Annotated in this window: 13 protein-coding genes; 2 read left to right on the forward strand and 11 right to left on the reverse strand. The window is 61.5% G+C overall.

The features are described 5' to 3' along the window. Positions 1–59: 59 nt before the first annotated feature. The 8 genes from AC3WTO_RS16845 to AC3WTO_RS16880 form a co-directional block, all read right to left on the reverse strand. Positions 60–1,256 carry a serine hydrolase domain-containing protein gene (locus AC3WTO_RS16845; RefSeq protein ID WP_492461889.1) on the reverse strand — a complete coding sequence of 399 codons (1,197 nt, stop codon included), beginning with the start codon at positions 1,254–1,256 and terminating at the stop codon, positions 60–62. A 45-nt stretch (positions 1,257–1,301) separates the two neighbouring features. Continuing rightward, positions 1,302–2,972, reverse strand: a complete 1,671-nt coding sequence (locus tag AC3WTO_RS16850; RefSeq protein WP_492461890.1) for a dipeptide ABC transporter ATP-binding protein — start codon at positions 2,970–2,972, stop codon at positions 1,302–1,304. Further along, on the reverse strand, positions 2,969–3,826 hold the full coding sequence (locus AC3WTO_RS16855; RefSeq protein WP_492461891.1) for an ABC transporter permease: 858 nt from the start codon (positions 3,824–3,826) through the stop codon (positions 2,969–2,971). The genes AC3WTO_RS16850 and AC3WTO_RS16855 overlap by 4 nt, the downstream gene beginning before the upstream one ends. A gap of 9 nt (positions 3,827–3,835) precedes the next feature. After that, on the reverse strand, positions 3,836–4,765 hold the full coding sequence (locus AC3WTO_RS16860) for an ABC transporter permease (protein WP_492461892.1): 930 nt from the start codon (positions 4,763–4,765) through the stop codon (positions 3,836–3,838). Between the two features lie 96 nt (positions 4,766–4,861). Then, positions 4,862–6,385, reverse strand: a complete 1,524-nt coding sequence (locus tag AC3WTO_RS16865; RefSeq protein ID WP_492461893.1) for an ABC transporter substrate-binding protein — start codon at positions 6,383–6,385, stop codon at positions 4,862–4,864. A 408-nt stretch (positions 6,386–6,793) separates the two neighbouring features. Beyond that, a complete protein-coding gene (locus AC3WTO_RS16870) occupies positions 6,794–8,494 on the reverse strand; it encodes an ABC transporter ATP-binding protein (RefSeq protein WP_492461894.1) in 1,701 nt (566 codons plus the stop codon). Then, on the reverse strand, positions 8,491–11,064 hold the full coding sequence (locus AC3WTO_RS16875) for an ABC transporter ATP-binding protein/permease (protein WP_492461895.1): 2,574 nt from the start codon (positions 11,062–11,064) through the stop codon (positions 8,491–8,493). The genes AC3WTO_RS16870 and AC3WTO_RS16875 overlap by 4 nt, the downstream gene beginning before the upstream one ends. 206 nt (positions 11,065–11,270) lie before the next feature. Then, positions 11,271–12,269, reverse strand: coding sequence for a helix-turn-helix transcriptional regulator (locus AC3WTO_RS16880; protein ID WP_492461896.1), 999 nt, complete (start codon positions 12,267–12,269; stop codon positions 11,271–11,273). A gap of 197 nt (positions 12,270–12,466) precedes the next feature. Between AC3WTO_RS16880 and AC3WTO_RS16885 the strand changes: the two genes are divergently transcribed. After that, positions 12,467–14,641 (forward strand): TonB-dependent receptor, encoded by a 2,175-nt coding sequence (locus AC3WTO_RS16885; RefSeq protein ID WP_492461897.1) that lies wholly within the window; start codon positions 12,467–12,469, stop codon positions 14,639–14,641. 591 nt (positions 14,642–15,232) lie between these two features. Here AC3WTO_RS16885 and AC3WTO_RS16890 read toward each other — a convergent pair. Then, entirely contained in the window at positions 15,233–15,985 is a 753-nt protein-coding gene (locus tag AC3WTO_RS16890; RefSeq protein WP_492558422.1) for a hypothetical protein, read from the reverse strand. Between the two features lie 165 nt (positions 15,986–16,150). On the opposite strand from AC3WTO_RS16890, the gene AC3WTO_RS16895 reads away from it, so the two are divergent. Then, complete coding sequence (locus tag AC3WTO_RS16895; RefSeq protein WP_492461899.1) at positions 16,151–18,508, forward strand: hypothetical protein; 2,358 nt, start codon at positions 16,151–16,153, stop codon at positions 18,506–18,508. 418 nt (positions 18,509–18,926) lie between these two features. On the opposite strand, the gene AC3WTO_RS16900 is transcribed toward AC3WTO_RS16895, so the two are convergent. Further along, positions 18,927–20,264: an HlyD family type I secretion periplasmic adaptor subunit gene (locus AC3WTO_RS16900; protein WP_492461900.1), complete on the reverse strand. Its 1,338-nt coding sequence runs from the start codon at positions 20,262–20,264 to the stop codon at positions 18,927–18,929. After that, positions 20,264–22,468 carry a type I secretion system permease/ATPase gene (locus AC3WTO_RS16905; RefSeq protein WP_492461901.1) on the reverse strand — a complete coding sequence of 735 codons (2,205 nt, stop codon included), beginning with the start codon at positions 22,466–22,468 and terminating at the stop codon, positions 20,264–20,266. Before AC3WTO_RS16905 ends, AC3WTO_RS16900 begins: the two co-directional genes overlap by 1 nt. Between the last annotated feature and the right edge of the window lie 8 nt (positions 22,469–22,476).

Genomic DNA, 22,476 nt, shown 5'->3' on the forward strand with positions numbered 1-22,476 from the left:
GGAGACCTTGCAGGCACGCAGATACCTTTGGAATCGCGTGACGCTATCGCGCCGGAAGCTCACGCCTTGGCGCAGACATCGCGAATGGCGTGGAAGGCGGCCAGAGCCTCGATCGAACGGTCAGGATTGACGAACTCCGGCCAGGTCGACAGCTTCACCACGGCAAAATCGGTCTGCGGGTCCATGTAGATGTACTGGCCGAAAATGCCCCGGCACATATAGGAGCGCCGTTCGGGATCCTCGATCCAGAACTGGTTGTGATAAGCGCCGCGCGGCAGGACGGTTCGATAGACGCCCTGGAAGAGCTCATGGTTGCCGCGCCGGGTTTCCTCGATCCATTCGGACGGGACGATCTGCCGGCCGTTCGCCATGCCGCCGCGCAGATGCAGCAGGGCAAAGCGGGCGTAGTCACGAAGCGTCGCGTTGAGGCCGCCGTCGGCCAGCGCATAGCCGCCATGATCGACGGTTATGTAGGCATCCTCTTCGGCCCCCAACGGCGCCCACAATTCGTTGCTGATCAACTCGGCCAACGGCAGCCCGCTGACCCGCTCCATCAGGAAGCCAAGGATATCGGTCTCGATCGAACGGTAGCTGAAAATCTCGCCATGCGGCCGCTGCAGTTCGGTCAGCGTCATGATCAGCTGCCAGACCGTTTGCGGCCACTCCGGCCGCGTCATCGGCTTCCAGCCGCAGGCCTGGTCGAGCTGCTGCATGTGCGAGCCTTCGGTGGTGTAGGATTCGTCGAACAGGACACCACTCGTCATGTCCAGCACCTGCTGGACCGTTGCGCCACGATACGCCGTCGCTTCCAGCTCCGGCAGGTATTTCATCACCGGAGCGGCGGTTTCGACGAGCCCCTTGTGAACAAGGATGCCAAGCACAGTGGCCACGATCGACTTGGTCACCGACATCGCCAGGTGATGGCCATGCGGCGTCATCCCGTTCATGTAACGCTCGGCAACGATCTCCCCGCGCGACAGCACAAGAAACCCATCGGTGAAGCTGTTGTCTAGGAAATCGCGGATGGTGCGGCGGCGTCCCGCGACCTCGAATTCGATGTGATCGATTTCGATAGTGCGCGCCGGCAATGGCAAAACCGGACCCTGCCCGCGCCAGATCCGCGCCGTGGCGGTCATTTCCCGCACATGCTGGAACGTCCAGCGATGATAGGGCGGATAATCCCAATCCATGCGCGGAATGATGGGCGATCCCGGGACTTTCGGATTGCGCCTGGGCGCACTGCTGTTGGCGTTCATCTGTAATTCCCTTTCATTGCCGGCCGGCGATCTGCTCGAACGCCGTCATCCCTTGATGGCTTCGCGATCCACCACCTGCCCGGGCAATCGATGCAGCGCTGCGACGAGTTCGCGCGTGTAGGCCTGTCGTGGGGTCGTCAGGACATCCGCGGCAGCGCCCTGTTCCACGATCCTGCCCGAGCGGAACACGTAGACGCGCTGACAGAAAGAGCTGACGACGGACAGGTCGTGCGAGATGTAGATCAGCGTCAGAGACCGCTCGCGGCGCAAGCGGGCAAGCAGTTCCAGGATCTGCGCTTGCGTGGTTACGTCGAGTGCAGAAGTGATCTCATCGGCAATCAGCACTTGCGGCTGCAGTGCCAGTGCTCTCGCGATACCGACCCGCTGGCATTGACCGCCCGACAGTTGTCGCGGCTTGCGCTCACCAAGAGATGAGGGCAATTCCACCATGTCGAGAAGTCTCGAGGCCTGGTTCAGTGCACCCCGTCGATCGGCCATGCCATGGCGCCAGATCGGCTCGGCGATCGTTTCCAACGCGGTCATGCGCGGATTGAGGGAATCGTATGGGTTCTGGAAAACCATCTGGACGCGGCGGCGCAATTGCAGGAGCTCACGGCCGGCAAGCCGCTCGATGGGGCGGCCATCCAGCTTGATCGTTCCGGATGCCGACCGGTTCTGCCTGATGATGGCGCGCGCCAGCGTGCTTTTTCCAGATCCACTTTCGCCGACGATACCAACCGTTTCACCGGCCAAAACGGCAAGCTCGACACCATCCAGCGCTGCGAAAGGCGCGGGTTTTCGATTGCGCAGGATATCGGCAAGATCCCGCTTTGCCGGGAATTCGACCCGCAGGCCTTCGACCTGCAGCAACGGCGGCTCATCTTCGTTCTGTGTCCATCCGGCCTTGAACTGCTTTCGACCAGGCTGCGAATCCACCAGCAGCTTCGTATAGGGATGCTGCGGCGCATCGATGATCTGCCCGGCCTCGCCCTGTTCGACGATCTGGCCATGACGCATCACGATGATGCGCGAGCAGATATCGGCCAGAACGCCGAGGTCATGCGAGATCAGCGCGATCGCGAGGCCTCTCTGCCGGTTGAGGTCCTTCAGCAATTCGAGGATCTTTGCCTGGACCGTGACATCGAGGGCGGTGGTCGGCTCGTCGGCGATCAGCAGCCTGGGCGCGCAGCTGATCGCGGCTGCGATCATCACGCGCTGTTTCATGCCCCCGGACAGTTCGTGCGGATATGATTTTGCCCGCATGGCAGGCTCGCGGATGCCGACATCCCCGAGAAGCCCGACCGCTCTCTCCCACGCCTCGCCCACCGAAAGGCCAAGATGCCGGATCATCGGTTGCGCGATCTGCTTGCCGACCTTCTGCAGCGGGTTCAGGTGAGACGCCGGATTCTGGAAGATCATCGCCATGTCGCGGCCGCGCAGCTTCGTCCAGGCGGTTTCCTCCAGGCCCAGCAACGCCTGGTCGTCGAAGAAGACGTTGCCGGCCACTTCGGCCGTCGACGGCAGCAATCCCATCGCCGCACGGCAGATGGTCGATTTGCCGGAGCCGCTTTCACCGGCAATGCCGACGATCTCGCCCGGCATGATCAGGAACGAGACGTCTTTCAGCACCCGGGTATTGCCGAACGTCACCGAGACATCGGCGATATCGAGCAGCGGGCGGCCTGTCATCGCAAGCGGAACGAGCGGCGCGTTCATGCCGACACCTGCCCACGGCGCAACTGGCCAAGGCCGTCACCAAGGAAAGCCAAGCCCAGTCCCAGCGAAATGGCCGCGAGACCTGGGAAGGTGCAGATCCACCACGCCTGGCGGATGTAACGGCTTCCGTCCGAGATCATCACGCCCCATTCGGCCAACGGCGGTTGTGCTCCCATGCCGAGGAAGCCGAAGCTCGCGCCCGCAAGCATGACCAGCACCGCATCGCTTACCGCATAGGCGATCACCGGCCCGAATGCGTTGGGCAACACATGACGCAGGAGCACAGCGCGATCGGGATAGCCCAGGCATTGCGCGGCCTGCACATATTCGCTGTCCCGGATCGCCATGACCTCGGCGCGCACCAGCCGCGCATAGGTCACCCAACCGACCAGCGTCAGTGCGATGAAGAAGTTGAGCAATCCCGGCCCAAGCACGCCGACGATCGCCAGCACCAGGACGAAGAATGGAAAGGCTGCCGTGAGATCATAAATCCGCATCAGCAGCGTATCGACCACGCCGCCATAATAGCCGCTCAGCAGACCAACGGTTGTGCCGATGAAGAGCGGCGGAAGCACGCCGGCAAGGCACATCAACAGGTCGATGCGTGCGCCATGAATGACACGCGAAAGCACGTCCCTGCCGACCTGGTCCGTACCGAACCAATGCGCTGCGCTCGGAGCCTTAAGCGCATTCGCGATATCGACCGCGGTCGGATCGTATGGCGCTACCATTGGAGCGAACAAGGCCAGAAGGATCCAGGCGCCGACGATCGATCCCGCGACAAGGATGCTCCAGGGTATGATGGCATCGGCTTGTTTGATCGGCCCCGATACGGGAGCAGCTTCCATCGACATGGCGATCTCCTACAGCCGTGCGCGGGGGTCGATGGCGGCGGACACGAGATCGACCACGAATGTCACCGCCACGGTTGTTACTGCAAACATCAGGGTGAGGCCCTGGACGACCTGATAGTCCCGCGCCAGCAGCGAATTGACCATCAGCGTACCGAGACCCGGCACCGCGTAAACGGTTTCGACGATGATGGTGCCGCCGATCAGGAAAGCGACGAGGACGCCGAACAGGTTCAGCGTCGGCAGGATCGCATTGGGGAGAACCGTGCGCCAGAATATCTCGCGTTCACCGGCCCCTTGTGCGCGCGCCGCAACGACGAAGTCGGCCGAAGCCTTCTCGATGAGGGCAGCCCTCAAGCTCTGGACCAGAACCGGCACCATCCAGATCGCCGTCGACAGTGCCGGCAGGAACAGATGGTGCAGGTGATCGGCGAAGGTCTTGCCGTAGCCCGAGACCGGAAACCAACCCAGCCCGACACCGAAGAAACGCGACATCATGATGCCCAGCCAGAATACCGGGATGGCCATCCCTGCGATGCCGATGAAACGGATGAGCTGGTCGGCCAGGCTGCCGGGACGGCGCGCGCTGGCAATCGCCAATGCCACTGATGGCGGCACCGCCAGACAGATGACGTAGCCGGTCAGGAACAGCGTTGGCCAGATATATTGACCGATCAGGGCAACAACCGGACGCTTGTAGCGCATCGACTGACCGATATCGCCGGCGAACAGGTTGCCGGCATAAGTCATGAATTGCTGCCACAGGGGCTGGTCCAATCCGAAACGCTGTCTGATCGCCTCGATTGTTTCCGGGCTGGCGCGATCGCCGGCAATGACCCGGGCGGGATCGCCCGGAACCATATGCACGAGCAGGAACGTGACGATGCAGATGCCTGCAAGCACGAAGATCAACTGGATGATACGTCTGAGAATTGTCTGCAACTCGCCACCGTTTCCATCGCTGGAACCAGGCCGGGCAAAGCCGGCATAGTCAAAGCGGCACGGTGCCTTCCGGCACCGCGCCGCCTCTGGGAGGATCTATTGCTCGATCGTTGTCTCTTCGAGCGTCCATTGCATCGCCGGCGTCATCTTCAGGTTCTTCAGACGCTTCGAATAGGCGATCGCATAAGGCGAGTAATAAAGTGGGATCTGCGAGACCTCTTCCGTGGCGATCTTCGAAATCTCCTGGTAGATGGCCGCCCGCTTGGCAGGGTCCTGCTCGCGTGAGCCCTGCTCTGTCAGTTCGTTGAGCCGCTTGTTGTTGTAGAAGGTGTTGAAGGCGTGCGAATCGCACTCGCCGCAGAGCGCCCAGCGCACCGCAAGGTCGGGATCGGTCACTTCGTTCATCCACCAGGTCGGCGTCGCATCATATTCGCCCTTGCCGGTCGCGTCCCACCACCCCGGCGTATCGACATTGACGAGAACCGGCTTCAACCCGATCGCTTCCCACTGCGCCTGCATCAACAGTCCGATCTGCTGGTTGGTCGAGCCGCCACCCAGGATGATCTTCACTTCCTTCCCGACCATGCCGGATTCCGCCAGCAACTGCTTGGCTTTCTCCATGTCGGCGACGATGCCGGGATAGCTGTCGTCGTGGAACTGCAGCGATCCTGGAAGCGGCGTGTTCGCCGGCTTCGCATAGCCGCCGGTGACGGCCTGGGTCAGCGCCTTGTTGTCGAGTGCATAGGCAGCGGCCTGCCTCGCCTTGAGATTGGAGAACGGCTCGCGACCGTGGTTGAGAAGCGAGACGAAGATGACATTAGATGGCTCCATGCGCATGTCGATGCCGTCGGTTGCCTTGAGATCCTCGACCTGGGACCAATTGACACCGCGCATGACGTCGACCTCGCCGGTCTTGAGCATGGCCGCGGCCGTTTCGGGTTCGGCGACTTCGAGCAATTCCACGGTCGCATCCGACTTCGGATAACCCTGGCGCCAATAGTGCGGATTGGGTGCGAGCACGAGCTTTTCGCCCGGCTTCCACTCCTTCACCATGTAGGGACCGGACGAAAGCGGTACCGAAGCGAAAGCGCCATCAACGCCGCGCTTGTCAACATCGGCCTTGGAGACGATGCCGACGTTCCACAGCTCTAGATTGGCCAGCATCGGCGCCAGAGCATGCTTCATCTTGATGACGACCGTCCTGGCGTCCTGAGCGGAGATCGATTCCACGGCCGCCAGAGGCGATGGCAGCGCCGACTCCTTGTCCGAGCGGACGCGCTCAAGGCTGAATGCGACGTCATTGCCTGTCACCGGCGAACCGTCCGAGAACTTGGCGTCACGCAGATGCAGGGTATAGGTCAAACCGTCTGCGGAGACGTCCCACTTTTCCGCGAGCCCTGGTTCCAGTTCGCCGGTCTCGAAGTTTCGATGCAGAAGGCGTGAATAGAGCTGGCCGAAGACTTCAATGTTGCCGGCCGCGCCGGAGCGGGACGGATCAAGCGTGGTCGCCGGATATGGCGACGCCAATCGGATAACCGACTCGGCCTGCGCTGCACCGCCAGGCGCTAGAACCGCCAGGCCCAGCGCAGCTGCCAGCAACGCCCTCATCATGGTTTTCATCTGAAACTCCCTCTGGGGCGCTTTGCGCCTTCTTGTTTTCGCCGTCGAAACCGTCTTTCAGCCGACGTCATTATGCGATCGCAGATCGCAAATAATGTCAAGGTCATTGTGCCGTCGGCCGGCAATTCGATGCTCTTTTCGGCAGGCACGAATCCAGCACGCGAAGCCTTCCTCGCATGCAGGCGGATCGGACCGTAGGTTTGCCGGGAATCCCAGGCTGCTATTCGGCGACCCTGCAGCACCGTGCCGCAAGTCAGCCCGGTCGATGCGACCGGGCTCTGAATGGTCATTGCTGCGGTGTAAAGCCTGGAGCATTTTGTAGCCGAGCGGGATCACTTGGCGTTACAAAAATGTAGCGAAAACAAAAACTTAGAGTGTTTCCGCGTTTCCATGAAAAACGGATGCGCTCTAGAACTGCCAGCTCAAGGAAGCGCGTCGGTGCGTCCAGTAGGCTGCAAAGCGCCCGCCGGCACGGACAAGGGCTTCGCGTGGACCTGCTTCCACCACTCGGCCATTCTCCACGAAGACGATGTTGTCAGCGTGCGCGATGGTCTCCAGCCGATGGGCAACGATCAGCACCGTGCGGTCGGCAAAGCTCCGGACAGCGGCAGCGATCGCTGCCTCATTGCCGGTGTCGAGTGAACTCGTGGCTTCATCGAGCAACAGGATCGGCGCATCTTTCAGCAGGGCTCGCGCGATGCTGACCCGTTGCCTTTCGCCGCCGGAGAGCGCGGTCCCCCTCTCCCCGACGGGTGCGTCCCACGTTCCCAGCCGCGCGACGATCTCATCGACCTGCGCCGCGCTCGCTACCCGATCGATGTCATCGTCCGTGGCAGCTGGACGCCCGATCCGGATGTTTTCCCTGATGCCGCCTTCGAACAGCTGTACGTTCTGGAAAACCACCGCCACCTGATCCATCAGGCTCGACGGAAGGTAGTCGCGGACATCCTGTCCACTGACCAGAACCTTGCCACCGTCGACATCGTGGAACCGGGCAATCAACGACAGGATCGTGCTCTTGCCGGAGCCGGAGGGGCCGACGATGGCGGTGGTCGATCCGGCCGGCACCTTGAAGGAGATGCCCTTTAGCAGGGTGTTGCCCCCCGGCGCGAAATCGACATCGCAGAACTCGACGTCCGGCATTCTTGCGGCCGCGTCTGTTGTTGGGCGCGACAGCGTGGACAAGGAGAAGACGTCGATCGTGCGTCGCCAGGCACCACGCACGGATTCCAGCGCCGGCGCCAGATCCGAAAGCGTCGTGAAGGGCTCCAGATACCGCGTCGTCACGACGATGAGCACCACCGCCTCGGCCGCATTGACCGCGCCGGTCGCCACGAGCCAGGCAATGACGCCCATGAGCGCGACAAGCACCAGTTGAAAGACAATCGAAAACAGCAGGGTGCCGGGCACCGTGAACCAGATCATGCGAAGCCCGGCGCGATGTTGCCGTTCGACGGCATCTCCGAGCGGCGTACCCTCGACACCCAGGCGACCGGCTGCACGCAGGATCAGTTGAGCCTTCGCGAACTCGTCGGTCCGCTCTGCAGCTTCCTCCGAGGCTGCGGCAAAGGCGTCTTCCGACTGCCGCATCAACCGAGCCCCGAAAAACAGCGCGGCCAGAAGAACCGGCACTGCCGCGACGGCGACCACACCAAGCGGCAAGGCCACGAAAAGCAGGCCGATGCCGATCAGTGGCGGCAACAGCAGCGAGATGCCGACCTGGCCGCAAAGGTTGACGAAGGCGGCAAACAGCTCAGGCACCGACCCGGCGAGCGCACGCTTGGCCTCGCCCTGCTGCTTCGCGCGGAACTCCCCAAGCGGAACGGCCAGCAGATGGTCGATGAGCGCATGATTGGCTGTGTTGGCGACGGCAAAACCCAGGTCGAAGGCGCGGACGATCAAGCGCGATTCCGCGAACCATCCCGCCACGATTGCCGCGGCAAGCACGCCAAGCCAAGGCAGCGCTTCGCGCAGGCCGGCACTGAAAAGCGCTCCGAGCAAGGGCAGCAGGACAAGCGCCGCTGCAGCGCGTGCCAATGCGGCAAGAACGACGTAAGCAATGTAAGGCGCGATATGGCGCCGAGCTTCCATTGGGACCAGCAGGCTCATGCCGCGACCTCCTCTCCCGCATGCCAGAGCTCTCGATAGAGCCCGGGCGTGCCGAGCAGGCTTTCATGGCGCCCCGATTGCACGATTTTGCCGTCCTTGATGACGACGATGGTGTCCGCTCGCGTGATCGTATGCAGCCGATGAGCGACGACCAGGACGGTCCTGTCCCGTGTCAATGCGCTGATCGCCTCCTGCACGAGATGCTCGGATTCCGGGTCCGAGAAAGCCGTCGCCTCATCCAGGATCAGGATCGGCGGATTGGCCAGAAGAACACGCGCGATCGACAGGCGCTGCGCCTCGCCACCCGAAAAATATGCATCCTCGCCAATGACGCTGTCATATCCGCGCGGCAGACGGACAATCCTGTCGTGAATGTTGGCCGCGCGCGCCGCGCTTTCGATCTCGGCCCCGCCGGCCCCGGGCCTGGAAAGTGCGATGTTGTCACGAACCGAAGCCCGGATGAAGGAAACGTCCTGGAAGACGAAACCGATGCTCCTGTTGAGCGTCTCCGGGCTGAGGTCACGGATATCGATCTCAGCACCTCCGGCCGACAGCGTGATCACGCCTTCCGTCACGTCGTGAAAACGCCCGGGAAGAGAGGCCAGCGTCGACTTGCCCGCGCCGCTCGGTCCGATCAAGGCGGTCATCGTGCAGGGTCTCAGTTCGAGCGAGATGGCGCTGAGCACCGGCCTGCCGGGTCGGAAGCTGAAGGAAACATCGCGAAACCGCAGCGTCAGTGGTCCTGCTGGCAGGCTGGCGCCCGAACCGCGTCGATCCAGTTCCTTTTCCTCCAGCAACACGCCGATACGCCGGGCGGCCAGGCGCCCCTCGCGCAAGGGGACCAGACCATAGGCCACCGCCATGATCTGGCCGCCAAAGGCAGTGCCCAGGAAAATGAAAGGCAGGATATCGGCCGGCGTCATGCTACCGGCGCTGATGCGCCACATGCCGCCGGCAATGATCAACAGAAGGAAGGTTGGCGACTGGATGGCAAGCTGTGAAAGCACCTTGCGGCCCGCCATCGGCCGCTGCCAGCCATTGAGGAACTTCGCCTGGCCATCGAGCGCCGCGCGCAAATCGCGCCCGTTGCCGCCAAACACCCGCACCACGGCGAGCGCGTCGACAAAAGCACCTGCTGCGGCATTGGCTTTCTTGGTCCAATCGGCCACGCGCGCCAGATTGTCGCCATTGCCACGCATCATGTGGCTGAAGAGGAATATGAACGCAATGATCGGCAGGAAGAGCATCGCTGCCAGGCCGGCGTCGACCGTGAAAAGATAGACAATCACCGCCAGAGGCGTGACGATCCCCGCAACAGCATCCGGCACCGCATGCGTGACCATGTAGTGCAAGCAGCTGGCGTCTTCCTGCACCGACTGGTGCACGGCAGCGGCGTTTCGCTCGGTGAACCAGCCGAGGGGCAGCCGGCCGAGCTTGCCGATCACGGTGCGGCGCAGGTCGCGGCCGAATTTGGCGTCCACCGCATGCAACCACAACAGCAGTATCGAAGAGAACAAAGCCGCGGTCCCGTAAAGCACAAGTGTCGCGATCACCAATGGCTGGAATGCACTCCAGCCGGTCTCACCGGCGAGCAGCTTGCGTCCGATCTCCGCCAGCAGGACGAACGGCGCCAGCCGCATCAGCGAGATCAGCGCCTGCAGAACGCCTCCGATCCGCAGCTTCCAGCGTAGCGGCGCCAGCAGCTCAAGGCCGCGCTGTGAACGCCAGCGGCCAGTGACGGGTGCAGGCGGGGACAGTTCCATCGCTTGCACCGCCTGCTCGGCAACCTTGGCTTCGGTCGCCGGCTCAGCCTCCTCGGCACCGTGGTCCTTGCGCAGGCGCATCGCCTTGCCGCGCATCCAATAGGCGCGATGCTGGATATCGGCGAGCGGGAAACCATGCTGCTTGTTGAGACAGGCGCGTACCTCCTTGACCATCTTGGCCTCACCGGCGAGCCAGGCATGCCAGTTGGACCAATCGCGATGCGGAATAGCGCCCGCAATGGCTTCGGGGGTGCTTTGCAGAACCCACTCAACGCGCGCGTTGGGATGGGCGGTGACGGGAATGCTCCTGTCGCCTGCCGAGACTTCCTGGAGCAGCACGACAACGCGCGCCTCCCGCCCGAGGATCTCCAGGATGCTATTTATGGCGGGAATGGCTGACGGGTCGCCGATCAGCAGATAGCCATCGGGCTCAGGTTCGGGTGGATCGAACTTGGTATAGGATATGTAGGACGCCGTGATCGTATCGCCGGGCCGGGCCGCCATAGCCCAACTGGCCGCCGGCCCCGCCGGCTGGTGAAGCACGAAATCGAAGCTGACCTCGCCGCTTTCGGGATCCGGATCGATCAGCGTGTAGCCGCGCTGGTGAACCTTGTCGGAACCATCCGGATCCGGAGCCCAAAGACGGATGAAGCTGGCGGTCGGCGTTTCGCGTCCATCGATCATGGTCGGCGCATGAAAGCGGATGCGGCGAAAGGCAGGCGTCAGATCTTCCACGCTGAGCACCGTCATGATGTGCTCGGTCGCGCCGAAAGCCTTCATCAACGCGTTCTGGAAACCGCGTGCCATCGTTGTCCTCGCTGCATGCACAATCGCCAGCGCTGACGGACTGTGTCCCGACAGGATCGATGGATTGCGCCTGTTGTTTGCTTGAGCGCCAGGCGCGCCCCAAGAAAACATGACTGTTCAAATCATGAAATAGCCGCCAAGCCCGCAGAATCGCAACCGTGGCGGCTATCGCCAGAGCAAGGAAAACTATCGCGAACCAACCGGACTCAATGTTGCCGCAGCTGGCCGCGCGCCTGATCGGCCGTCGGCGGATGGCCGAAATGCTTCCTGTACGCGGCGGTGAAGGCGGCCGGGTTCGAGAACCCGACATGCCGGCCTGCCTCCGCGACGCGCAAGCCGTGCTCCGACATCAGGATGCGCCCCATCTTCAGCCGCTGGACCCGGACATAGCCGAAGATCGTCGTTCCGAACGCGAGCTTGAAGTTCGACTGCAACGTGGTGAGGTTGACGCCGACCTCGCGGGCGAGATCCAGCGCCTTGGGCGGATCGGCCAGGCGTCGATCGAGAATCTCACGCGCGTTGTGTGCTCTTTCATATTGCAGCCGCCCGATCTTCTGACCGACGCGCTCCTGCTCATGCAGCGCGATGGCGATCTCCAGCAGGAAACGCAAGGTCTGGCTCTCATGGTAAAGCCTGGCCAGGTTTCCTTCGTAGGGATGGTCCAGGATCTCGTTGGCGATTTCCACCGCGCGCGCCAGGTGAGGCAAGGTTGCACGGCGGAAGCCTGGCTGCAGGAAATCCCTGAGGCTGGACAGGCTGTCATTGTCGACAGTACTCGCAAAACGATCGAGAAAGTCGGGCTTGACCGTGATGCCGAAAGCCCGCGCCCGCTGCCCGGTGAACCAGGCGCGTTCGCCGGCAAGACGCGACCCGAAGCCGAGAACTTCGATCCTGCCAGGTTTGTGGGCGACGGCAGGCTGACCATCGAGCCGCAACGGCTCGCTGCTGCCATCAAGCAGCACCGTGCACAGCAGCGACGGCTCGATCTCGACCGCCAGGCCGCTGTCCTTCAGGTAGGTGATATCGTAGCCGGACATCAGCAGGCCGGGCTGGACCTCCTCCGCTTTCAGCATGCCGGACATGGCCGGAGTTTCGATCGATGTCCGCGCCAGCACCCGGTGTTCGATGGTGATTGCGCGCTCGGCGGCTTCACGCAGCAGGTCGGAGACTGAAAAGTCCCCCACGATGGCTGTCGAAGCACCCATGAGCGATACCCCCAAAACGAATACGGTCGCATGCAAACCGCGGTTTCTGTTTCCCGCGATGGTTTTGCTTGCTGCCGCGATAGTGACGCGATTGCGGCCGCCCAGCCGCGTGGCTAATACCTGATAATTATAATCATGATTTAGGAAGCTGGCTAGGGTCCGCCCCGGCCGGCGCATTTGAACTGCGTGGGGATCCAATGCGCTTGAAAGCATATCGCAGGTCGCTGACCTGCGGCGTTGCCGCTCTGTTGAGCTTGCCGGTCGTTATGACACCGCAACCGGCTGCTTCCCAGGAAGCGCCCCGGGTCGAGCAAGGTGCGACCGTGCTGGACAAGATCGTGCTCACCGGGCGAAAGCGCACCGAAGTGGAAGAGAAGGCACCGGTCAGCGCGACGGTGATCCAGTCCAAGGATATTCCAGCCTCCGGCCTGGATGCAGGCGCCGATATTGCCAGGAAGGCGCCCAACACCAATTTCGTCGACTACTCGCGCTTCGGTGATAATTACCTGAATATCCGTGGTGTTTCGACACTTGGCGGCCCGCTCAACTCCTTCGATTCCACGGTCGGCTTCTCCGTCGATGGCGTGCCGACCAGCGTCATCGGTTTTGCCCCACCCCTGCTCGATGTCGAGCAGGTCGAAGTGCTGCGCGGCCCGCAAGGAACCACATTCGGGCGCAACGCCCTTGCCGGCGCCATCAACGTCGTCAGCCGGCCGGCGGATGGCGAACGCGATTTCCGCATCAACACCGAGATCGGCAGCAACGGTCACGCCTTTGTCGAAGGCATAGCCGGCGGCTGGATCTCGCCCGACGTACTTGCTGGTCGCGGCGCGGTGCGCCTGCAGAAGTACGATGGCGATGTCCCCAACCCATACCTCAACAAGGACCTCGGTGGCGCCAAGGTCGGCGCGGCGCGCGGAACCGTGCGCTATACGCCCGATGCGACGTGGACCATCGATGTCAGTGGTTCATACAGCCGCGACCAGAGAAACAACCCCGCCTATCTGCTGTTCAATCATCCCGACTTCCCCATCAGTGGTGAGGATGTCGAGCCGAAGAACCTGCGCACGATCGCGCAGGGCACGGTCAACATCCGCAAGGATTTCGAGAACGTCAGCTTCACCTCGACGACCAGCTATCAGGATATCGGCGTCTCCAACTTCGGCGACTTCACGGATTCCTATCTGTACGGTCCCTATCTCGGCCTGCCGCCGCAGTTCCTGTTCAACCCTGCGGCCGACAAAGTGGATTCGGACGAGAAAGAGCGCATCTTTACCCAGGAATTCCGCCTGAACTCCTCGGAGTCATCAGAATGGCAGTGGGTTGCAGGAGCAAGTTACCTGCGCTCCGACTACGACTTCCATCGTAAGACCGCGACGCCGTTCCCGACGATGAACGGTACTTTCGACAACAAGATGACCAGCGAAACCTATGCTGCCTTCGGCGACGCAACGGTTCCGCTGAATGAGCACTGGTCCATTTCGGGCGGACTTCGTCTGGCGCATGATCGCCAGACCTTCGACGGCAACTACGTGACGAACGGTTTCCCCGGCACGATCCCGGTCTTCAGGCAGGCCAACGAGATGTCGGATACCTACATGACCGGACGCGCCGCCATCGCCTACAACTGGAACGCTGACGTGATGAGCTATGCCTCCATCGCCCGCGGCTATGCTTCGGGCGGCTTCGAAAAGACCTCGCAATATGCGGGGTTCGGCATGCCCTCGTTGAAATTCGACCCAGCCAAGAGCTGGACGTACGAAATCGGCACCAAAGCCAATCTCACTGACGGCATCGCCGTGCGCGGGGCCGTCTTCTACAATGACGTCCGCGACGGCCAGCTCAGCGGTTTCGACCTGGCGACGATGCGTGTCTTCATGACCAACCAGAATTTCCGCAGCTACGGCCTCGAACTCGGCGGTTCCGCCGAGCTGACGGACGGCCTCGAGTTGACGGGCGGCATCGGATACACGAAGTCCGAGATGGTTGATGTGACTGCGGAATCGATGCTGACCGGTGCGCGTGAAGGCAACCGCGTGCCGCAGGTGCCGCAGTGGACCGCCAATCTCGGTCTCGGCTATCGGTTGCCCGGCGAGGCGCTGGGGATGAGCGGCGACTTCACCGCCAACGTCAGCTATCAGTATGTCGGGACCCGTGTCTCCGACCTCGCCGACAAGGAAGAGCTGGAGCCCTATCACACAGTCAACGCCCGCATCGGCTGGGAAAACGAGAAGTACGGCTTCTATGGTTTTGTCAACAATCTGCTCGACGAGCGGCCGCTGGCCTATTCGCTGACGATGGCTCCTGGCGTACGCGGCGTCTACATCGGCCGCGGCAGGGTGTTTGGAGCAGGCGCTACGGTGAAGTGGTAGCCTGAGAACCTCGGACGACATCCTGCGACCGGACCAAGCGCCAGCTGACATTGCGGCTCAAACTTGAGTTTGTCGGAGCCTGCGTTTCCGGAGCCGAATGCGCCACAGCTTTGTCAGATAACCGGAAGCATCGGTCGACTGGCTCATACGGCTCGGATCGAATGCCGCGTCTCGTAGCACGCAAGCAGCTGCCTGTCCGCCTTCTGCAGCTTCAGCGATGCGATGACTGGACCGATCCGTTCCCAGGTCGACGGGACGATTTTCTGCTGACTTCTGCTGACTTATGAGGTCGAAGTCTTTGCAGTTGTCGCATTTTTTGGCGCGGTCGTTTTCAAATGAGCGGTCATACAAGGGGCGAAGTCCAGGCCGATCGCCTCGGTTGACACAGAACTGTCAGACAACGGGGGGCATCATCACCGCTCCGGTGAGTACCCCCGCTCAAACGCATTTCGGTGAGGACATCCCATGCCATTAGCCGTCGACAAGATGGGAAACTATCCTGGTCGGACCAAGGTGGCAGCACCACCGCCATCGACCCCGGAGCCACCGTCAACGACACCTGAATGGAAGGCCGCTGTCGAACGCGCGACCTCACAGCGTGCGGCTGCGGACGGTACCAGGCCGAGGGTCGGCGCGAACGAACAGCCCTATGTCATCCAAAGCGGCGATACGATGACGGATATCGCGGCGCGCAACCACATGAGCCTTTCCGGGCTCGCCAAGACGAACGCCCAGGTGTCCGATATCGACCGCATCCAGACCGGGGAGGTCGTTTTCGTTCCGCGCGAAGACCCGAACGAGGGCAAGATCCGCGAATCCGGGCGCGCCGCGGAAGACGCCAGCAAGAAGGCAACCGATCTGGAACAGAAGAGCCGCGACCCGAGCATAGATCCGGCGACGCGCAAGGAATATCGGATCGATGCCACGGATGCGCGGCGCGTGGCGGACGCGAAATGGACGGAATTCAACGCACTGGTCGGCGGAGAAATCCGTCAGTCCGGTGAAGATCAGGCATTTCCCGATGAAGCGTCGCGGCCGCGTGTTGAAACGCTGAAGGGCTATTTTCCAAACGACGCGCGCGCGCTGCAGGAGATCGACAAAGCGGATGCCGCGGTCAACGAGGATTGGAAACAGACGCGCCTCACGAAAGGGGAATTCAACACGCTGATCAGCGATGCCCAGGCGGCCGATCGCGAAGCTGCCCGCCTCGATGATATTGCCCGCGATCCATCGCTGCCCTCCGATCGCCGCGAATTCGCGCGCAACAATGCCGCCGAGGCTCATGCCGATGCCAACGCAAAATGGTCCAAGTTGACCAATGCGACGCAGCGCGAATTGCGCCATGCCGGCAACGCCAAGGTGTTTCCGGAGGAAGTCGCGTCCGAGCGCTACGACACGTTGAAGAAGACGGCACCTCAGGACCCCAGGGCGCAGGCCGCGATCGATACCGGCTTCAACATCGTGAAGACGGATTGGCAGAAGCAGGGCTGGACGCGCGACCAGTTCGGCGTGGTGCTCGACAAGCACGATGCGCTGGTCGAGGCGAAAAACACCGATCCGGGCAAGGTCGAACAGCGACGCGGCGAACTCGACAAGGAGATCGAAACGCAGCTCAAAAGCGCAGGCGACAGCGCTCCTCCCGGTCAACGCGAATTGGCAATCGCGAGCCGCGGTGCGCTGCTTGTCAAGTTCGGCCCCGACGATCCGGAGTTCAGGGACGCCGTCGACCGCGCCACATACAACGTTGTGGTGAAGCCGGGTGTCGACGCCGTGCGTCAGGCCTATGGGCAAGGGGGTGGAAAAGCCGCGGCTGAAGAACTTGAAAAGCAGACGCGTGACGTTTCGCCGGAAACCGCGGCGCGGATAATCGCCGGCATGCCTGACGTCATCGGCGGCATCGCCCAGTATCTCGGCAAAAGCTCCTACGGTCCCGAATCGACAAACCCGGACGAGATGGCGAAAACCTACGGTCAGCTCGCGCTCGCGACGGACCGGGCCGCGCGGTCGGCAAACGGCAAAGCGGTGGTCGCCGACGTTGCCCGGATGCTGGTGCAGCATATGCCCCAGACCATCGCCCGCATCGGTGAGCATGGCGACAATCCCCTCGGCATGTATGGAGAAGCGTTTTTCCTTTCCTTAAGCCGCGGCCACGGCGCTTCTCTTTCGCTGGCCGCTACCATCGAAATGAAGCGCACGGGACAGACCGCTCGCGCGGAGTTCGCGCTGATTGCGCTTGCCGACGGCGTCGTCGAACTTCAAAGCCAGACGAACAAGGCCGTTACGGATTTCGGCAAAGCGACCGAAACGGTGAGCCAGTTGCGCGCCAACCTCGCGCCATTCATGACGCCCGAGCAACTTGATCTGGCCACCATCGGCTATGTCGAGCGCAACCAGAATATCATCAAGGATTTCGACAACGCTTCCAATGCGCTTGATGACCTCGGATACGGAATCGTCCGAACGAACTACGCTATTTCCGAAGCGCTTCCTGAACTGGCGGAGTTGAAAAACGCCGGGCACCTCGACAACGTTCGCAAGAACTTTGCTGGAACCAAGGAAGCTGCGTTTGCCATGGGGATGAGCGGCAAGGGTCGCGACGAGGTTACGCGGATTGTCCTGGAGAAAGACGCCGCGCAAGCGACCGGAAAAACCAATCCGACGTCGACGATTACCGGCAGCCGCGGTTTCCTGAAGGAGTTCGTCAATTCGCAGCTCTCATCGTCTCCGGCGACAACGAGCGCGATTGCCGATGCCGGAGACAGTTCGCGATCGTCGGCCTCCTCCGCCCCGAGCAAGACAAAAATCACGGATGTGTTTGGCTCGCCGGATAATCCTCCCAAGGAAGTCAAGGTCGATGCAAAGAAGGTGCATGGCTTCGGCGCTTCGATGAATTTCCTTGGCGCCGTCTTCAATGGCTATCAAACGTTCCAAAGCTACGAGAAGCTTTCCAGCCAGCCGACCGGGCTGCTGGATCAGACCAAGGCCGTTTATTACGCGATCGGCACCGCCAAGGAGACAACCGAACTTTTCGCAGCACTTGCGCAACGCGGGTGGCGCGGGTTTCAATTCATCTCCAGCGATTTTTCGAGCTCGGTCGCTGCCAAGGCAGCACGAACGGGCCTCGCCAGCGAAGCCGGCTGGGTGAAATTCAGCACCTATTTCAAAATTGGCGGGGCCGTCATCGACAGCGCTTTCGCAGTCGACGCCTTCATCAAAGGAGAGTGGCAAGCGGGGATTCTCTATGGGGCAGCCGCAACTGGCGGCGGTCTTATGGCGGCCTCCTCGATCGCCGCCAGCGGAAGTTGGCTGGCGGCGGCTGGTCCATGGGGCGCCGGCCTCGTGCTCGCTTCGGCGATCGGGTTGATGATCTATAACGGCGTCAAGAGCGCCGATGCGCTTGAAAAACCGACGCGAGAGTTCCTTGAAGCCGCCGGCATCAGGCCCGAAATTGCCAGTGCCCTGGCTGACAATGACGGGAGCGGCAACAGCATGATACCCCGGCTTGCTGCCACCGCGCAGCAATTTGGCGTCGACCCGCATGAGTTGCTTGGCAAGCTGAACACCATGGATCCAGGCAAAGTCCATCAACTCGTCGAAGCGGCCAAGACCGTCACGCCCAACGACGCCGGCGAGCTCAAGGTGACAGCTGACAATGATCGCAACGTGCGAGGGCCGGACGACAAGTACGTCACCGATCCGCAGAATGGTGCGTTCAGAGGCGTTATCACGCGTGAATTCAATCCTTCTTATCCCTTCAACGGTCAGCCTCAATACAAGGATGTCAAGCGTGAAGACACCGCGCCACACAGCCAAACCGCGCTGCGCGACTATGCACGAGCGGTTTTCGGGCAGCCGCTTTTGGGTTGACGGCAGATTCTAACATTTTGCCCGAGCGGGCCGGAGTACCACCGGTCCGCGTGGCGGTGCGGGAAATGGGTCGCGTATACATTGCCTGACGCATAAGCAGCCTCTCGGCGAATCGTTCGCAGACCCACCGTCGATGAACAACGACAATGGTGGCCCGGAGGGTGTCTTCCAGGGTATAAAAATCAATGGCCTAGCGGCCGGTTAGCCAACCCGTATCCTTCATACGATCTCGTATGGCTGGGCGAACCAAAAGGTCAAAATCGGGAACAACGCTGGATTGATCGCAACGGGATGAATTGCTGAGGCTAGCCTCTAGACGCCCATTGAACTTCCGTCTCAAACGACGAAACAACCGGGCAGGAATGCAAGCTGCTCTTATGCGACACCGGCGCATTTGTGCTGTCAGCGAGCCCCTCACCTATCGTTCAGTGAAAGCCCGCGACATGCTTTCGCGGATGGGCTTCGTCAGATAGTCCAGAAATGTCCGCTCCGCGGTCTCAATCATAACTTCGACAGGCATGCCAGGCGTCGCGGTGAAGCCGGGAATTCGGGCAAGCTCGCCTGCCGACAGCCGAATACGCGCCAGATAGACCTCGGTATTGGGAAGGGTAGCGTCGGACAAGGCGTCCGCGGAGACGTAGTAGACGTCTCCATACAGCACCGGCGTCGTGCGCCGGTTCAGCGCCACCAGATGGATAGTCGCCCTCTGGCCCGGCTTGACCGCGTCGATATCCTTGCGCTGGACCTGGGTCTCGATAATCAGCGGAACGTTGGCGGGGAGGATTTCAAGAATCTTCTTGCCGCTTTCGATAACGCCGCCCGAAGTGTGATAGTACATCCGCACCACGGTCCCTGAAACCGGGGCATTTATCGTCGAACGCTGCACGATGTTTTCCGCCTGGCGGGCCTCCTCGCGTATGGCGTCAAGCTCCCCCTCGCTGCTCTGCAGCTCCTCGAGCGCCTTCTGGTTCAGCTCGGTGATCGTCTGATCGATCTGCTGGCGGAATTTTTCGACCTGAGCATCTGTCTCGGATACCTCCGCATTCAGCCTGCCGATCTGGCCCTCTGCGTCGGCGATTGCCCGCTGAATCGCGTTGACCTCCGGCTTGCGCATCAGCCCCTGATTCAGAAGCTTCAATTTGCCTTTATATTCCTCTTGCAGAAAGGAAAGCTGCTCGGCCATGGAACTGCTTTGCCGACGGAAGCCTTCCGCGCGGAATTTCAGTGATTCCATATTCTGCTTGAGCAATCCGACCTCGCTTTCCACACGGCTCTGGGCCGAACGAAAACTGGCGATCTGCCCGTCGACGATCGAGCCGATGTCGTTATCGCTCCTGTTGTCGATGACGATGCGGGGAAAGTCGATTTCGGGTTTGTTTGCGACCTGTGCGGAAAGGCGCGCAGCATTGGCTTCGAGCCGCGCCTGGCGCAGGAAGAGTTGCCGCTGCTTAACCTGTGCTGCAATTCCGTCGAGTCGGATCAAGGGTTGGCTGGCGGTGACGTGATCACCCTCGTTGACCAGGATCTCTTCAATGATCCCGCCCTCGAGGTGCTGGACCACCTTGTTCTCGCCGGTTGCAACGAAACTGCCCGCGCTGATTACTGCTGCTGCAAGCGGAGCAGTCGCCGCCCATATCCCGAAACCGCCGAACACCGCCAGGATCAGGACCAGGCCGACGAGCGCGTGCCTGCGTATCGAACGCGGTACATCGCCGTACCAATCGAGATCGTGAACGTCTGCGGTGCCTGCAGCCATCAGGCCACCTGAGCCGTCTGGGCGGCGACGACAGGACGTCCATTTGCAGCGTTTAACGGCGCCAGCGACTTGAGGACTTCCTGGCGCACGCCGAACATCGAGACGGTGCCGTTAGACAAGAGCAGAATTTTGTCGACGGAATTGAGCAGCGATGGCCGTTGCGTGATGGTGATCACGGTGATCTTTTCCTCTTTCGCGTGCGCAAGGGCCCGCAGCAGCGCGGCGTCACCCGCCCCATCCAGATTGGAATTGGGTTCATCCAGAACGACCAGACGCGGATTGCCGAAAAAGGCGCGAGCAAGCGCGATCCGCTGCTTCTGGCCACCCGATAAAGGCGAGCCATCGGCTGCGACCATGGTTTCGTAACCTTGGGGAAAGGTCGAGATCAGTTCGTGCACATCGGCCAGCGTAGCGGCTTTGTAGATGTCGTCGTCACTGGCATCTTCGCGCATGCGGCCGATATTGGCCTTGATTGAGCCAGGAAAAAGCTGAACGTCCTGAGGCAGATAGCCGATGTTCTCGCCAAACTGGCGCTGGTCCCAGTTGCGCAGGTCCATCAAATCCAGACGCACGTTGCCGGATGTCGGCAAGATTGAACCGACGAGCATCTTACCGAGCGTCGTCTTGCCGGCGCCAGAATCCCCGATAACGGCAAGCGATTCGCCAGGTGAGAGCGTGAACGATATCCCATTGAGTACAACCCGCTTGGTTCCCTGCGGCACGAAGAGCAGGCGCTCGACGTCGAGCCGTCCCTCCGGCCGGGGTAGTTTCAACCGTTCGAAGTTCAAAGGCGACGATTTGAGCAAGGTCGAAATCCGCTCATAAGCGGCACGGGTATTGATGAACTGGTGCCACCCTTCGATGGCGCCTTCCACGGGAGCCAGAGCACGGCCAGCGATGATCGAGGCAGCGATGACCATGCCGCCCGTCAATTGCCCTTCGAGGGAAAGGTAGGCCCCCCAACCCAGCATGGCCACCTGCGCAAGCAGGCGTATTCCCTTGGAGATGGAGGCGGAAATGACGTTGCGGTCCTGCGCGAGTACCTGTGCCTTCAGGGATCCCGCGGTATCCTGGCCCCAGATCTTCACCGCCTCCGGGATCATCGCGAGCGCGTTGATGATCTGGGAATTGCGCGACATGGAATCGAGATGCAGGTTCGCCCTGCTCTGGAAATTGTTGGCTTCATGGAATGACGCGGCGGTCATCCGTTGATTGATGAATGCAATCACCAAAAGCAGAATGGCGGCGACCACCGTGATGAAGCCGAGGTGGGGATGCACCAGAAATACCGCCACCATGAACAGCGGCGTCAACGGCGCGTCGAGAAAGGCAAGGAGCGTGCCTGAAACGAGGAACGATCGCAATTGCTGCAGATCCCCGAGCGTTTGATATTCACGCCCGTTGCTATGAAGGGAGGCGCGCGCGGCGGCCCCAAGAATGGGGGCACCGAGCTGGACCGCAACCTCGACCGCCGTTCGCATCAGGATGAAACGGCGGATGGCGTCGAGCAAGGCATTCAGGACGACAGCGCCTGCGATCAATATTGTCAGCATCACCAGCGTGTCGATCGAACGGCTGGTCAGCACGCGATCGGAAATCTGGAAGAGATAGACCGGGATCGCTAGAACCAGGACGTTGGTCGCCACGGTGAACGCCATGACCACGGCGAGGTTGCGGCGGACGGCACGTACTCCAGCCTTCAGATTGTCGGCGAGATTGATTGGCCCGAGACGGCGATGGAACACGTCGGCAGTTCCGGCGCCCGCACTTGCGGCGTGCTTTTTCGGCGTTTTGGAACCAGAGAGAAGTGCCTCCGCTCGTATTGGAGCATTGTCGGCATCTATCAATTTGAGGTTGCCGGCAGCTGTATCTCGCTCCCCTTGCTGCCCAGAACGGCGGTCTCGCCCGGATCCCGGTTCGTCCATTTCCTCCGCCTGGTTCTTATCCTCGCCTCCCGGATCGTCTCGATCGGATGCCCGCGCCGCTTCGTCGTCATTGGCCGGACGAAACCAGATCGAATTTACCTTATTCCTCCTCAGCTCCGCGGCCGCCCGATCGACCTCCGCCATGAAGACTGTGAAGCGCAGGTCCAGCTTGTCCTCGGCATCCGACGGCGTGGCGCCGGTTCCAGCATCTTCGCCAAAATCAGATTCGACAGCAGGCGCAGCCGTCATTTCCGAATGATGTCCCGAACGCTCGTCCATGGCTCCCT

Source organism: Mesorhizobium sp. EU05-FHT14A09 (assembly GCF_058790995.1).

What these genes read in the sequence shown, in the direction of transcription:
- AC3WTO_RS16845 (WP_492461889.1), bottom strand. Translation starts at nt 1,256, where the DNA reads ATGAACGCCAACAGCAGTGCGCCCAGGCGCAATCCGAAAGTCCCGGGA.
- AC3WTO_RS16850 (WP_492461890.1), bottom strand. Translation starts at nt 2,972, where the DNA reads ATGAACGCGCCGCTCGTTCCGCTTGCGATGACAGGCCGCCCGCTGCTC.
- AC3WTO_RS16855 (WP_492461891.1), bottom strand. Translation starts at nt 3,826, where the DNA reads ATGTCGATGGAAGCTGCTCCCGTATCGGGGCCGATCAAACAAGCCGAT.
- AC3WTO_RS16865 (WP_492461893.1), bottom strand. Translation starts at nt 6,385, where the DNA reads ATGAAAACCATGATGAGGGCGTTGCTGGCAGCTGCGCTGGGCCTGGCG.
- AC3WTO_RS16870 (WP_492461894.1), bottom strand. Translation starts at nt 8,494, where the DNA reads ATGAGCCTGCTGGTCCCAATGGAAGCTCGGCGCCATATCGCGCCTTAC.
- AC3WTO_RS16875 (WP_492461895.1), bottom strand. Translation starts at nt 11,064, where the DNA reads ATGGCACGCGGTTTCCAGAACGCGTTGATGAAGGCTTTCGGCGCGACC.
- AC3WTO_RS16880 (WP_492461896.1), bottom strand. Translation starts at nt 12,269, where the DNA reads ATGGGTGCTTCGACAGCCATCGTGGGGGACTTTTCAGTCTCCGACCTG.
- AC3WTO_RS16885 (WP_492461897.1), top strand. Translation starts at nt 12,467, where the DNA reads ATGCGCTTGAAAGCATATCGCAGGTCGCTGACCTGCGGCGTTGCCGCT.
- AC3WTO_RS16890 (WP_492558422.1), bottom strand. Translation starts at nt 15,985, where the DNA reads ATGGCGCAATTCGCGCTGCGTCGCATTGGTCAACTTGGACCATTTTGC.
- AC3WTO_RS16900 (WP_492461900.1), bottom strand. Translation starts at nt 20,264, where the DNA reads ATGGCTGCAGGCACCGCAGACGTTCACGATCTCGATTGGTACGGCGAT.
- AC3WTO_RS16905 (WP_492461901.1), bottom strand. Translation starts at nt 22,468, where the DNA reads ATGGACGAGCGTTCGGGACATCATTCGGAAATGACGGCTGCGCCTGCT.